Source organism: Actinopolymorpha cephalotaxi (assembly GCF_013408535.1).
Classification (GTDB): domain Bacteria; phylum Actinomycetota; class Actinomycetes; order Propionibacteriales; family Actinopolymorphaceae; genus Actinopolymorpha; species Actinopolymorpha cephalotaxi.
The window spans coordinates 6,763,944-6,777,781 of the sequence record NZ_JACBZA010000001.1 but is presented as its reverse complement, the minus strand read 5'-3'; the positions used below and the strand labels follow the sequence as shown (position 1 = coordinate 6,777,781).

At 73.4% G+C, this 13,838-nt stretch carries 13 protein-coding genes; 5 read left to right on the top strand and 8 right to left on the bottom strand.

Annotated elements, in window-relative coordinates; all coding sequences use genetic code 11:
* Positions 1–67: 67 nt before the first annotated feature.
* The 4 genes from FHR37_RS30365 to lon form a co-directional block, all read right to left on the bottom strand.
* On the bottom strand, positions 68–457 hold the full coding sequence (locus FHR37_RS30365) for a VOC family protein (protein ID WP_092886209.1): 390 nt from the start codon (positions 455–457) through the stop codon (positions 68–70).
* Positions 457–981 carry an SRPBCC domain-containing protein gene (locus FHR37_RS30360; RefSeq protein WP_092886207.1) on the bottom strand — a complete coding sequence of 175 codons (525 nt, stop codon included), beginning with the start codon at positions 979–981 and terminating at the stop codon, positions 457–459. The genes FHR37_RS30365 and FHR37_RS30360 overlap by 1 nt, the downstream gene beginning before the upstream one ends.
* Positions 978–1,295, bottom strand: coding sequence for an ArsR/SmtB family transcription factor (locus FHR37_RS30355; RefSeq protein WP_092886205.1), 318 nt, complete (start codon positions 1,293–1,295; stop codon positions 978–980). Before FHR37_RS30355 ends, FHR37_RS30360 begins: the two co-directional genes overlap by 4 nt.
* A gap of 407 nt (positions 1,296–1,702) precedes the next feature.
* Positions 1,703–4,099, bottom strand: coding sequence for an endopeptidase La (gene lon / locus FHR37_RS30350; protein ID WP_092886203.1), 2,397 nt, complete (start codon positions 4,097–4,099; stop codon positions 1,703–1,705).
* Positions 4,100–4,587: 488 nt separating this feature from the next.
* Here lon and FHR37_RS30345 point away from each other — a divergent pair, with 488 nt between their 5' ends.
* A complete protein-coding gene (locus FHR37_RS30345) occupies positions 4,588–5,010 on the top strand; it encodes a hypothetical protein (protein ID WP_092886201.1) in 423 nt (140 codons plus the stop codon).
* A gap of 131 nt (positions 5,011–5,141) precedes the next feature.
* A complete protein-coding gene (locus FHR37_RS30340) occupies positions 5,142–5,534 on the top strand; it encodes a hypothetical protein (protein WP_092886199.1) in 393 nt (130 codons plus the stop codon).
* Between the two features lie 49 nt (positions 5,535–5,583).
* Here FHR37_RS30340 and purL read toward each other — a convergent pair whose 3' ends face one another.
* The gene (purL, locus tag FHR37_RS30335) at positions 5,584–7,875 is read right to left on the bottom strand and encodes a phosphoribosylformylglycinamidine synthase subunit PurL (protein WP_092886197.1); all 2,292 of its coding nucleotides are present in this window, start codon (positions 7,873–7,875) and stop codon (positions 5,584–5,586) included.
* A 288-nt stretch (positions 7,876–8,163) separates the two neighbouring features.
* On the opposite strand from purL, the gene FHR37_RS32215 reads away from it, so the two are divergent.
* Complete coding sequence (locus FHR37_RS32215; RefSeq protein ID WP_092886195.1) at positions 8,164–9,444, top strand: sensor histidine kinase; 1,281 nt, start codon at positions 8,164–8,166, stop codon at positions 9,442–9,444.
* Positions 9,432–10,070, top strand: a complete 639-nt coding sequence (locus FHR37_RS30325) for a response regulator transcription factor (RefSeq protein WP_092886193.1) — start codon at positions 9,432–9,434, stop codon at positions 10,068–10,070. The genes FHR37_RS32215 and FHR37_RS30325 overlap by 13 nt, the downstream gene beginning before the upstream one ends.
* Before the next feature lie 49 nt (positions 10,071–10,119).
* Here FHR37_RS30325 and purQ read toward each other — a convergent pair whose 3' ends face one another.
* The gene (gene purQ, locus FHR37_RS30320; RefSeq protein ID WP_092886191.1) at positions 10,120–10,794 is read right to left on the bottom strand and encodes a phosphoribosylformylglycinamidine synthase subunit PurQ; all 675 of its coding nucleotides are present in this window, start codon (positions 10,792–10,794) and stop codon (positions 10,120–10,122) included.
* Between the two features lies 1 nt (position 10,795).
* On the bottom strand, positions 10,796–11,056 hold the full coding sequence (gene purS / locus FHR37_RS30315) for a phosphoribosylformylglycinamidine synthase subunit PurS (RefSeq protein WP_092886189.1): 261 nt from the start codon (positions 11,054–11,056) through the stop codon (positions 10,796–10,798).
* A gap of 231 nt (positions 11,057–11,287) precedes the next feature.
* Here purS and FHR37_RS30310 point away from each other — a divergent pair, with 231 nt between their 5' ends.
* Complete coding sequence (locus tag FHR37_RS30310) at positions 11,288–12,943, top strand: hypothetical protein (protein WP_092886187.1); 1,656 nt, start codon at positions 11,288–11,290, stop codon at positions 12,941–12,943.
* 13 nt (positions 12,944–12,956) lie between these two features.
* Here the strand turns inward: FHR37_RS30310 and FHR37_RS30305 are convergent, their stop codons facing one another.
* Entirely contained in the window at positions 12,957–13,817 is an 861-nt protein-coding gene (locus tag FHR37_RS30305) for a phosphoribosylaminoimidazolesuccinocarboxamide synthase (RefSeq protein ID WP_092886185.1), read from the bottom strand.
* Positions 13,818–13,838 lie beyond the last annotated feature (21 nt).

Below are 13,838 nucleotides of genomic sequence, written 5' to 3'. Positions count from 1 at the left end.
CGTCCGTGGGTCTCGCCCGGCCCCTACCTCGGGGTGGGACGTCGCGCCCGAGCACCCACCGATCGGACTACCCGAACCTCTCGGCCAGCTCCCGGCCGTCCCAGGTGGACAGGCAGAACGGGTGCCCGGCCGGATCGGCGTACACGAAGCAGTGATCGGAGTTGGGCTGGAACTCCAGCAGCGTGGCCCCGGCGGCGAGAACCCGCGCTCCGGTCGCCTCGAGGTCGTCGACGAGGAAGTCGAGATGCATCTGCATCGGTACGTCGTTCCCCGGCCACACCGGCGGCCGGAAGTCCTCGACCTGCTGGAAGGCGACGAATCCGTTCGGGCCGGTGACCGCCGCCCAGTGCGAGTCGCCTCTGGCGACGCCGTCGGTGATCTCGGCGTAGAACCGCGCGAGGGCGAGCGCGTCCGGCGCGTTCACCGTGGTCCCGCCCAGCCTGATGCGGTCCGGCATCAGCCCACCGCGAGGTGTTCGTAGGCGGGAGTGAGTTCGGTCCAGCGCGCGCGCCAGGCCGGGGCCGGCGCCTGCTCCGACCATCCGCCGGGGTGTGCGGTGGCGTCACCGGCGAGCGAGCGGCCGAGGTCCTCCAGGTGGACCTGCCAGCCGGCTCCGTAGAAGTGCAGCGAGCCGACCGGCAGTCCGCGCTCCTCGACCACCAACCGGGTGGCGGGCCCCTCGGCGGTGAGCCAGGCCTCGAGCTGAGCCTCCTCGTCGGTCCCGGGCAGCGAGGTCAGCAGCAGGTGGTACGGAGCGTCGCAGACCTCGATCCGCATCGGGCCGCTCCACGTGCTGGTCATGACGGCCTGCACGGTCCCGCCCTCGCGCAGATCACCGGAGACCTCGGCGATCCACCGGGCCAGCCGTTCGGGCGTGGTGCACGCCTTCCACAGATCGTCGATGTCGGTGTCGTACACGTCCTCGACGCGCACCGCTCCACGGGTCTCGTCGAGTGCCCGCATCGTCCCGGTGGTCTTCACTTCCGCGCCCTCTTTCCTCGTGCGATCTCCGTGTGCAGCGCGTCGAGCCGATTCCGCCACAGCGCGCGGTATCCCTCCAGCCAGTCGTCCACCTCGACGAGGGCCTCCGGCCGCAGGCTGTAGATGCGCCGCTGCGCCTCCTGGCGGACGTCGACCAGCCCGGCCTCGCGCAGAACCCGCAGGTGCCGGGACACGCCCGGACGTGCGATGGGCAACGCCTCGGCGAGTTCGCCGGCCGTCGCCGGGTGATCCCTGAGGATTTCGAGGACCGTACGTCGGCTCTGGTCGGCCAACGCCTGCAGCACCGCGTCCATGACCGAGAACGTAACCGATCGGGTACGTAACCGCAAGGGTACGTACCCCATCGGCCGAGGGAAGGGCGGTGCCGGCACCTGCGGACCCGACACTCAGGCAGGCACTGAGTGCCGGAGCGGCGAAGCTTGAGTACGCACACTGATCCACTTCGCCCGGCGGGGCGATCATTCTCGAACCAGCGCCGCGAACGCAGCAGACGCACCCGCGGCACCACCAGGACACCCCTGGGACCGTCCCGAACCGCCGGTCCCCGCCGACGCCGTTGCTTGGTCGCCCCCCGGCGCGCGGGCTCACCGGTGGCCGGTCCGGGGCGAGCCCGATCCTTCGACCACCTCGTGGCCCGCCCCGGACAACGGCTCTCCGCTTCCCCTACGCCTTCACCTACGCGGTCCCTTCGCGCCGAAGATCAGGCAGCGCGGACCGACGCGCCGTCGGCCTCACGCCCGGCGGCGTCACTGTCCGCCAGCGCCCACCGCACCACCTCCGACACGTCGTCGGCAAGCCGGATCCGCAGGTCCGCGAGCACCGCCTCCGGCACGTCGTCGAGGTCGGGCTCGTTGCGCCGCGGCAGGATCACCTCGGTCAGCCCGGCCCGGTGCGCGGCCAGCAGCTTCTGCTTGACGCCACCGATCGGCAGCACCCGGCCGGTCAGGGAGACCTCGCCGGTCATCCCCACCTCGGGCCGGACCGGCCGCCCGGACAGCAGCGACGCCAGCGCGGTGGTCATGGTGACCCCGGCCGAAGGCCCGTCCTTGGGCACCGCACCCGCAGGCACGTGCACGTGCACCCGGCCACTGGTCAGCGCCTCGACAGGGACGCCGAGCTCGCTGCCGTGTGCCCGGAGGTACGACACCGCGATCTGCGCGGACTCCTTCATCACCTCGCCGAGCTGCCCGGTGAGGTTGAGCCCGGGCTCGCCGGCCATGGTCGCGGCCTCGACGTACAGCACGTCTCCGCCCGCACCGGTGACCGCCAGCCCGGTCGCCACGCCCGGCGTCGAGCCGTCGCGCGCGGACTCCGGCTGGAACCTCGCCCGGCCGAGGTAGGTGCGCACGTCGGAGGCGTCCACGTCCACCGGCGCGGTGGCCTTCCCGGTGGCGAGTGCGGTGGCGACCTTGCGCAGCACCTTCGCCAGCGCGCGGTCGAGGGTACGAACGCCCGCCTCGCGCGTGTAGTCGGCCGCGATCGTCCGGATCGCGTCCTCGCTCACCCGCACGTCGCCGGCCGACAGCGCCGCCCGGTCCAGTGCCTGCGGCAGCAGGTGGTCGCGGGCGATGGCGACCTTCTCGTCCTCGGTGTAACCGTCGAGCGCCACCAGCTCCATCCGGTCCAGCAGCGCCGGCGGGATGGTGTCGGCGACGTTGGCGGTGGCCAGGAAGAGCACGTCGGACAGGTCGAGCTCCACCTCGAGGTAGTGGTCGCGGAACGTGTGGTTCTGGGCCGGGTCGAGCACCTCGAGCAGAGCCGCCGCAGGGTCACCGCGGAAGTCCGAACCCACCTTGTCCACCTCGTCGAGGAGGACCACGGGGTTCATCGAGCCGGCCTCCTTGACGGCCCGGACGATCCGGCCGGCCATCGCGCCGACGTACGTACGCCGGTGGCCGCGGATCTCGGCCTCGTCGCGGACACCGCCGAGCGCGACCCGGACGAACTTCCGGTCCAGCGCCCGGGCCACGGACTCGCCCAGGGACGTCTTGCCGACGCCGGGCGGCCCGACGAGCGCGAGCACCGCGCCCGAACCCCGGCCGCCGACGGCCTGCAGGCCCCGGCCGGCGCGCCGGCCACGGACCGCGAGGTACTCCACGATCCGGTCCTTCACGTCCTCGAGGCCGGCGTGGTCGGCGTCGAGCACCGCGCGGGCGGCGTCGATGTCGGTGGCGTCGGTCGTACGGACGTTCCAGGGCAGGTCGAGGACCGTGTCCAGCCAGGTGCGGATCCAGCCGATCTCCGGCGACTGGTCGGAGGTGCGTTCGAGCTTGTCGACCTCGCGCAGCGCGGCCTCGCGCACCTTCTCCGGCAGGTCGGCGCGTTCGACCCGGGAGCGGTAGTCGTCGGCTCCCTCGGCGTCGTCGCCGAGCTCCTTGTGGATGGCGGCGAGCTGCTGGCGCAGGAGGTACTCGCGCTGGGTCTTGTCCATCGTGTCGCGGACGTCCTCGCGGATCTTCTCCGCGACCTCCAGCTCGGCCAGGTGCGCCCGGGCCCACTCCAGCAGCAGAGTCAGCCGCCGGGCGGTGTCCGCGGTCTCCAGCAGCGCGACCTTGCGGTCACCCTCCAGCCAGGACGCGTAGCCGGCCGCGTCGGCCAGCTCGCTCGGGTCGTTCATCCGCTGCACGGTGTCGACGACCTGCCAGCTGCCGCGCTCGGTGAGGATGGAGACGAGGACGGACTTGTACTCCCGGGCCAGCTCGCGGGTGCGCTCGTCGGCCGGGGGCACGAGCATCGGCTCGGCCTCGACCCACAGGGCCGCGCCGGGGCCGTTGACGCCGACGCCGACCTGGGCGCGCGACACGGCACGGAGTACGACAGCCGGCTCACCGCTGGGGAGCCGGCCGATCTGGGCGATCTCGGCGACCGCGCCGACGGCGCCGTACCTGCCTTCGATGCGGGGTACGACGAGAACCCGCGGGGCCGGGTCGCTCTGGATGCCGGTGTCGTCTTGGGCACCGGATGTGCCGTTCTGGGCGGCCAGCCGGGCCGCGTCGACGGCGCTGCGGCGTTCACCGTCGAGCTCGACCGGCACGACCATGCCGGGCAGCAGGACCGTGTCGTCGAGGAACAGCAACGGAAGCGTGAACGTGGTCATGCCCACTCAACTGATTACACGCTTACAGGCATTCCCAGCTGCGGAAGATTCTTCGGGTGAAGCTCGCCCTCGCCGGCCGCAACGCCACCCGGCAGGGCCGGCATTCCAGCAGTTCCGGATTCCGGTTGGGCATTCCAGATTTGCATTCCGGGCGGGAATTCCGGATGTACGGGGAAAACTTGTCCACAGACTTGCCCGGACCGGGTCCGGGCAGGCAGCCGAGCGACTAACGTCGTACATATCGGTTACCGGGTGAATCACCTGGGTGACCGGAGCGCGGAGGCCGTATCCCTCCCGTCCCCCCGACGGCCCGCGCAAACCCGCTGCGGCGGCCAGGGCCCCCACCCGATCGGCCGCACAGCAAACCCCGCGGGAGGGGCCCCGTCCCGGCCCCTCCCGCCGCGGGGGATCTCCCCGCCTCACTCGCAGACTCCCGTCGGCCCAAGTGGTTCCGGACGGTCGCGGAATCCGCCGGATACTCACGGCGGATGAGTATCCGCGCGGATGCTCCGGACGCGCTCGGCGCGGAAGCTGACCACGTGAAGACCGAACGCCGACCCGCCGCCAGCCGCGGCCTGCAGTGGTGCACGGCGTTCGTGCTCGGCCCCTACCTCGTGGCGATCCTGGCCCTGCTGGCCTGGAGCTGGCCACACAACTCCCTGCCCACCGGGCAGTGCGAGGGGATCGGGTTCGGCTGCACCCTCACCCGCCGGGAGGGTGCGGTCCTGCTCACCTTCATCTCCGCGCCGTTCGCCGCGCTGGCCACCGGCGTCGCCTGGCTGGTGGTCCTGCTGCTGCGCCGGGGGCCGACCAGGAGCTGGTCCGGCTCCGCGCAGGGTGCGCTGGGCGCCGCGCTGGTGTTGTTCCTCGTCGCCCTGGTCGCGCTCTACCGCGCGTACCCCCTGGTCTGAATCTCCGGCCGTCCGCGCGACCCGCTCGGTCCGCGGCGTGCAACCTCGGTACAACGCCGTCCGTCGACGGGATGCACGTCGGGGAGTGGCCGCGGCTACCATCGACACAGACCTTCGAGGGGGAAGAACCGATGACGCACCACGATTCCAGGCTGAGCAGCGGGCACTCGACGCTGCGCCCGCTCGGGCCGCCGCTGCCCGCGAGCAAGAAGGGCTACCACTGGGCCGCCGTGCTGGTCGGGATCGTGCTGCTGGCGGCGATGGGACTGATCGCCTTCGGCTTCTTCTCCGTGCCGGGCGTCGACCTGGTGCGCGCGGGCGGGTGGACCTTCGCCATCTCGCTGCTGATCGTGATCCCGGCCGCCGTGGTCGTGCTCCTGCTCAGCTGGGCCGTGGTGTGGGGGATCCGCCGGCTGGGTGCGCGCAGGTGGCCCGGGCTGGTGCAGGCCCTGCCCGCGGTGCTGCTGATCCTGTTCCTGCTCTACCTGCTGTCCAGCTGGCTGTTCGCGCCGCCGCCGGAGTGACCCCGCCGGAGTGACCCCCGGCGGGCGGCGTCCCCTCGCTCCGCTCGGCTCAGGACTCCTCGTACAACCCGGGCAGGGTCGCCGTCCAGGTGGCCCGCAGCTCCGCCAGCGGCACCTCGAACTCCCCCTCGACCACCAGCGCCGCGTCCGCACCGCCGGTGCCGACCGTGCCGATCCGGGAGGCGGGTACGCCGGCCCGCTCGCACAGCCGCCCGAACTCCGCCTCGTCGTCCGCCTCCACGCTCACCACGGCCCGCGCACCGGACTCGCCGAACAGCGCGACGAACGGCTCGACGTCGCCCGGCAGGCTCACCCGCGTACCGAACCCGGCCCGCAGGCTGCCCTCGACCAGCGCCTGGGCGAGCCCACCGTCGGACAGGTCGTGCGCGGCCAGCACCAGGCCCGCGTCGCCGGCCTCGGCGAGCACCTGCGCCAGCCGGCGCTCGGCGGCCAGGTCGACCCGCGGTGGCAGTCCGCCGAGGTGCCCGTGCACCACGTGCGCCCACTCGGAGCCGCCGAACTCCGCGGCGGAGGTGCCGAGGAGGTAGAGCGCCGCACCCGGAGTACGCCAGCCCTGCGGGATCGCGCGGGTCACGTCGTCGGTGACGCCGAGCACGCCGACCACCGGGGTGGGCAGGATCGGCTGCGTGCCGGTCTGGTTGTAGAAGCTCACGTTGCCGCCGGTCACGGGCAGGCCGAGCTCGCGGCAGCCGTCGGCCAGGCCGTGGGTGGCCTGCTCGAACTGCCACATCACCCCCGGGTCCTCCGGCGAGCCGAAGTTGAGGCAGTTGGTCACCGCGAGCGGGCGGGCGCCGGACACGGCGACGTTGCGGTAGGCCTCGGCCAGCGCGAGCTGGGTCCCTGCGTACGGGTCGAGCTGGACGAACCGTCCGTTGCAGTCGGTCGCGGCGGCCACGCCGAGGGTGGAGTCGTCGGCCACCCGGATCATGCCGGCGTCGTCGGGCTGGGACTGCACGGTGTTGCCGAGCACGTAGCGGTCGTACTGGTCGGTGACCCAGGACCGGTCGGCGAGGTTGGCCGAGCCGGCCAGGGCGAGCAGCGTCTCCCGCAGCTGCACGCCGGACGAGGGCCGGGGCAGGTGGTCGGGGAGGTCGGCCTGCAGCGCGTCCTGCCGTTCCGGCCGGGCGTACGGGCGCTCGTAGACGGGGCCCTCGTGGGCGACCGTACGAGGGGGAACGTCGACCACCGTCTGGCCGTGCCAGTCCACGGTGAGCCGACCGGAGTCGTCGACCTCACCGACCACCGTCGCCGGGACGTCCCACTTCGCGCAGATCTCCAGGAACCGCTCGACGTCGGCGGGCGCCACCACCGCCATCATGCGTTCCTGCGACTCGCTCATCAGGATCTCCTCCGGCGCCAGGGAGGAGTCGCGCAGCGGCACCCGGTCCAGCCAGACGTGCATGCCGCCCTCGCCGGCCGAGGCCAGCTCCGACGTCGCGCAGGACAGGCCCGCGCCGCCGAGGTCCTGGATGCCGACCACGATGCCCGCCGCGAACAGCTCCAGCGTGCACTCGATCAGCAGCTTCTCCATGAACGGGTCGCCGACCTGGACCGCGGGCCGCTTCGCGGGTCCGCCGCCACCTTCGCCGGTGGACGCGTCGAAGGTCTCACTGGCGAGTACGGACACCCCGCCGATGCCATCGCCGCCGGTCTTGGCGCCGTACAGGATCACCTGGTTGCCGACGCCCGCGGCCTTGGCCAGGTGCAGGTCCTCGTGCCGGAGGACACCCACGCACAGCGCGTTGACCAGCGGGTTTCCGGCGTACGACGGATCGAAGACGACCTCGCCGCCGACGTTGGGCAGGCCCAGGCAGTTGCCGTAGCCGCCCACACCGGCCACCACGCCGGGCAGCACCCGGTGGGTGTCCGGCGCGTCGGCCGGGCCGAACCGCAGCGAGTCCATCACCGCGACCGGGCGGGCGCCCATCGCCAGGATGTCCCGGACGATCCCGCCGACACCGGTCGCCGCGCCCTGGTACGGCTCGACGTAGCTCGGGTGGTTGTGGGACTCGATCTTGAACGTGACGGCGTACCCCTCGCCGACGTCGACCACCCCGGCCTGCTCGCCGATGCCGGCGAGCAGTTTGCCCCGGTGTGTCTCCGCCGGCAGGTCACCGAACTTGCGCAGGTGCACCTTGGAGGACTTGTAGGAGCAGTGCTCGCTCCACATCACGGAGTACATCGCCAGCTCGCAGCTGGTGGGCCGGCGGCCGAGGATGTCCCGGATCCGGGCGTACTCGTCGTCCTTCAGGCCGAGTTCGGCGTAGGGCTGGGGGGCGTCCGGGTTGTCCCCGGCCTGCTTCACGGTGTCGACGCTCACCGGGGCGCTCTCCTGTCCGCTTTCGTCCTCGGCCCGGATCCTCACGCGCGCCCGGCGGCTGGGCACCGGCGGCGAGGTGGGCACGACAGGCCCAACCGTACCGAGCGCGGCCACCCGGACGGTCCGGCAGCCCCTGGCAGCCCCGGCCTGTCGCCCGGTGGGTGGCCTCCCCACCCGTCCCTAAGGTGTAGCTCGCACCACTGTGCCGGGCCGGCCGAGAAAGAAGACTTGGGGACAGCCGGCCCACCGGGGCCGGGCGCGACGGTGTTCACGACGAAGGAGCGACCGATGAGTGGGATCAGGGACCGGACGACGCGGGGGGCTCGCGCCGGGACGTACCTCCTCGTCTCCCTGGTGACCGGCATGGCGGCGATGGTCGGCCTCGGGCTGGTGGCGGTGAGCGCGGTGACGGTCGCGGTCGGCGGGCTCGGCCTGGTGCTGTTCCCGTCGGCGCTGAACGCCGTACGCCGGTGGGCGGACTGGGAGAGCCGGCGCGCGGCGGCGTTGCTCGGTGTGGAACTGCCGACGCTGCACGGACTCGATCCGGACGGCTCCGGCGTCGGCGAGCCCGCCACCGGAACGCTCGTCCGCTTCCGGCGATCCGTCGCCGACCCCGCCACCCGGCGGGCTCTGCAGGGGCTGTGCGTGCACGCGCTCGCCGGCACGGCGTACGGCCTCGCCGGACTGGTCGCCATACTTACCGTCCCCGGCCTCCTGGTGCAGATGGTCGGCGGGTGGGCGATCCCGCTCCCCGGGGCACTCTTTGTGAGCTCCGTGCCGCGCTTGTGGGTAGCCGTCCCGGGCGCCACCGTCCAGGTCGCCCTGACCGTCGCCATGTTCTGGTGGGCCGTGCCCGCGCTCGCCCGCTGGGACGCGCGGCTCACGCTGCGCGGGCTCGGTCTCTCACCTGCCGACCTCGAGGCGGCTCGGCTGGCGAAGCGCGTCGACGTCCTCACCCAGACCCGGGCCGGCGCCCTGGACGCCCACGACGCCGAGCTCCGCCGGATCGAGCGCGACCTGCACGACGGCACCCAGGCCCGGCTGGTGTCGATCGCCATGCGACTCGGGGTGGCCGAACAGCTCGGCGCCGACCAGCCGGAGCTGACCGCGAAGCTGATCCGCGAGGCGCGCGGCGGCGCCGAGGACGCGATGCAGGAGCTTCGGGACGTGATCCGCACGATGTACCCGCCGATCCTGGCCGACCGGGGCCTGGACGGCGCGCTGGCCGCGCTCGGCGCCCGCTGCCCGGTTCCCACCACGATGGACGTCGGCGACCTCGGCCGGGTGCCCGCGCCGGTGGAGGCGGCGGCGTACTTCGTGGTCGCCGAGGCGCTCACCAACGTCGCGAAGCACAGCGCGGCCACCCTGGCGGACGTCCGGGTCGCCCGGGACGCCGACCGGCTGGTCGTGGAGGTGACCGACGACGGGCTCGGCGGCATCGACGAGACGCTGGGCACCGGGGTCGCCGGGATCCGTCGCCGGGTGGACGCCCTGGACGGTGAGGTGCGGGTGGACAGTCCCGTCGGCGGGCCGTCCAGCGTGCTGGTGGAGTTGCCGTGCGGGTCGTGATCGCCGAGGACAACGTGCTGCTGGCCGAGGGCCTCACGCTGGTGCTCGCCAGCGCGGGGTTCGAGGTCACGGCCCGGGCCGGCGACGCGCCGGGGTTCCTCGCCGCGGTCGCCGAGCACGCACCGGACGTGTGTGTCGTCGACGTACGCCTGCCGCCGGCGTACCGGGACGAGGGCATCCACGCCGCCCTGCGCGCCCGCAAGGATCGTCCCGGCCTTCCCGTGCTGGTGTTCTCGCAGTACGTCGAGGAGACCTACGCCGGCGAGCTCCTCTCCGACGGGCGTGGCGGCGTCGGCTACCTGCTGAAGGACCGGGTGGCCCGGGTGGAGGAGTTCCTCGACAGCCTGCGCCGGGTGGCCGCCGGCGGCACCGCGATGGACCCCGAGGTCGTACGCCAGTTGCTGACCCGCCGGCACGACCCGCTCGAGGCGCTCACCCCGCGCGAACGCGAGGTGCTCGCCCTGATGGCGGAGGGGCACGGCAACGCGGCCATCGCGCGACGCCTCGTGGTGACCGAACGCGCGGTGCACAAGCACGTCGGGAACATCTTCGTCAAGCTCGACCTGCACCCGGACGAGGCAGGGCATCGCAGGGTGCAGGCCGTGCTGGCGTACCTGCGCCGCTGAACCCTCCGGAGCCCGGTGCCAGGCGCCGAGTTGCCGGCCGGACCCGGCGTCAGCGGGCGGCGGCCAACCGGCCCAGGACCGAGGCGAAGAAGCCGAGCCCGTCGCTGGTCGGCCCGCACAGCGTCTCCACCGCGTGCTCGGGGTGCGGCATCAGGCCGACGACGTTGCCGGCCGCGTTGGTGATGCCGGCGATGTCGCGGTAGGAGCCGTTCGGGTTGCCGCCGAGGTAGCGGACGACGACCCGGCCCTCGCCCTCCAGCCGGTCGAGGGTGTCCTCGTCGGCGACGTACCCGCCCTCGCCGTTCTTCAGCGGAACGACGATCTCCTGTCCGGCGGAGTAGGCGGAGGTCCAGGCGGTGCTGTCGCTTTCCACCCGCAGCCGCTGGTCGCGGCAGACGAACTTGCGCCGGTCGTTGCGGACCAGCGCGCCCGGCAGGAGGTGCGACTCGCACAGGATCTGGAAGCCGTTGCAGATGCCGAGCACCGGCAGGCCCTTCTCGGCCGCCTCGATGATCGGTCCCATGATCGGCGCGAACCGCGCGATCGCTCCACACCGCAGATAGTCGCCGTAGGAGAAACCGCCGGGCAGCACCACCGCGTCAACGCCGGCCAGGTCGGCGTCGCCGTGCCACAGAGCGACGGCCTCGCCGCCTGCGATCCGCACCGCGCGGGCGGCGTCCCGGTCGTCCAGCGAGCCGGGGAAGGTCACCACTCCGATGCGCATGTCAGGCCTGCGTGGTGACGTGCTCGACCCGGACGGTGAAGTCCTCGATCACGGTGTTGGCGAGCAGCGTCTCCGCGGCCCGGCGCAGCTCCGCGAGGCGCTCCTCGGTCAGCTCACCGTCGATCTCGAGCTCGAACCGCTTGCCCTGGCGGACGTCCGCGACGCCACCGAACCCCAGCCGCTCCAGCGCCCCCGCGACCGCTCGGCCCTGCGGGTCCAGAATCGCCCGTTTCGGCATCACATCGACGACGACCCTGGCCACGGTGCTCCCTCTGCTCGAGCGACAACTGCGGCCAAGCCTAGCGAGGGGCGGCGCCCGGGCCGCTTCCGCCTCGTGGCGAGTGTGCCGATCACGCACTAGGGTCGGCGCGACAGATGATCAGTACGAGGGGACGCGTACATGGGGGCAGGCCCGAATGATCCGCACGATCAGCACGATCCGAGATCAGCCGAGCCGGTCCCACAGCACCCTCTGACCGCGCAGAGCCATCCGTTGCTTCCCGGCCGCTGGGAGGCACAGCCACACCCGGCCGGGCGGCACGTCGGCCACGACCGGCTGCGCACCCTGCTGGCGCAGCTCCCGTCGAATCCGGGCAGCCCGCGCCCGGACGCCGTCCTGCTCACGGCCACGCGTTCCGGGGACGCCGACGCCTACGCCGAACTCCTCCGGAGGCACGAACCCGCCGGCCGGCTCCTTCTCGCCTCACTCCCCGACGGCTCCCCGGGCCGCGACTCCCGGGTCCGCGACGCCGCCGCGCCGACAGCCGAGGACCGGCTGCGGGCGGCCGGCGACCAGGTGCTCGGCACCGTCCACGCCGGCACCGGGCCGCGGGTGGCGTTCCGGCCGTTCTTCCTGCGGGCGGTCCTGCGCGTCTCCACGTCCACGCCGCTGGATGCCGGCAACGGCCTGCGCCGCTCCGAGCAGGACCCGGCTGAGCCTGCCGACCCTGCTGACACCGCGCTCGCGCACCTGCCGGAGTCGGTGCTCACCGCCCTGTGGCACATCGCCGTCGAGCGCGACTCCCCCGACCGTCTCGCCGTCGTGCTGGGCACCGAAGCCGCGGACGCGGCCGTCGCGGGCTACCGGGCGGAGGCGGCGTACCGGCGGGTCTACGTACGCCACCTGCTCGACGAGCGCGCGGACACCCCGGCGCGGTGCCGGGAGATCCTCGAGGCGCTGGGCCGGCACACCTTCGACGGCCTGTACGACAACGAGGCCGAGGTGGTCACCGACCACCTGCGGACCTGCGAGACCTGCGCCGACCTGCATCAGCGGCTGGTCGCGGCCGGGGCCGCCCTGCGGGAGCGGCTGGCCGGACTCGTCCTCGGGCCGTACGCGCCCGGCTATCTCGCCGCCCTGCGACGGTCGGGCCCGCCCGCCTTCGCGCTCGTCGACCCGGCCGCCCGTCCGCTGGGCCCGCAGCCGGTGACCCCCTCCTGGACCGAACGCATCGCCTCGTCCGGACGGCAGCTCTGGGCCGGTGCGTGGGCCACCGGCGCCACCTCCGCCGGCTCCTTGGCCGGTTCGGCCGCCCTCCGCGGCCGGAGCGCGGGCCTCGCCGCCGTCGGCACACTGGCCGCCGGGTCGGTGGCCGCGCTGGCCTGGGGGACGGTGGCGATGCTCGGCGGCACCACTCCCGTCTCCGACGCCGACCGGGTCCGGGTGCCCGGCAACGCGGCCGGCAACGCGGCCGAAGCCGACGGGCCACCGCGGGACGACTGGATGGGCTTCGTACAGGACTCACCGGCCGCGCCGGGGACGGGTCCCGTACGTCCGACGACTCCGCCGACGGCCGCGGTGACCCCCGAGGTGGTCGAGGCCGCCCGGCCGGCGGCGCGGTCCGACGTCACCGTCGACCGCCGGCCGACCCCGCGCACGAAACCGACCGTGACGGACGGCCCGTTGGCCACGGCCCCCGCGCCCACGCCGAGCCGTACGGCGACGTCGGCTCCGGTGCCCGGCCCGGACACCGGCCGGAGCCGGACGAGCACGCCCCCACCTCCGCCGCCCAGCCACCCGGCGCCGGAGCCGACGCCGACCTCGACTTCGGAGCCGTCACCCCCGCCGACCAGCGATCCGTCCCCGCCGCCGACCAGCGAGCCGGTCCCGACGACCCCGGCGACACCGCCGCCGGACGCGCCGGCCTGATGCGCGGCCGGGCTCAGGACCAGGTGTTGCCGGTCAGGCGTTCGTACGCCTCGACGTAGCGCTGCCGGGTCACGGCCACGACGTCCGCGGGCACCTCGGGAGCCGGGGGCTGCTTGTTCCAGCCGGTGGAGGTCGACCAGTCGCGGACGAACTGCTTGTCGTAGGCGAACTGCGGGTGGCCCGGCTCCCAGGAGTCGGCCGGCCAGAACCTCGACGAGTCCGGCGTCAGCAGTTCGTCCCCGATCGTCAGCGTGCCGTCCGGCGCGAAGCCGAACTCGACCTTCGTGTCGGCGATGACGATGCCCTGCTCGGCGGCGATCCGCGCGCCCCGACGGTAGATGTCGACGGTGAGGTCGCGCAGGTCGCTCGCGGTGTCCGCACCGACCTTGCCCTCCACCTCGGCGTACGTCATCGGCTGGTCGTGCGCGCCCACCGCCTCCTTGGTGGTGGGGGTGAAGATCGGCTCGGGCAGCCTGGACCCGTCGACGAGTCCGGGCGGGAGCGGTACGCCGCACACGGTGCCCCGGTCGGCGTACTCCACCAGGCCGGAACCCGCGAGGTAGCCGCGGGCGATGCACTCCACCGGCACCATCGACAGCCGCCGGCACCGGATCGCCCGGCCGGCGAACTCCGCCGGGACGTCGGTGCTGGACAGCACGTGGTTGGGGGCGAGGTCGGCCAGCCGTTCGAACCACCACAGCGACAGGGCGGTGAGGATCCGTCCCTTGTCCGGGATCGGCGTGGGCAGCACGACGTCGTAGACCGAGATCCGGTCCGAGGCGACCAGGATCAGGTCGTCGCCGTCGGTGTAGATGTCACGGACCTTGCCCGAGTAGACGTGGGTGAGGCCGGGCGGCGGTACGGGCTCGCTCATGACCCGATCCTTCCAGAGCCC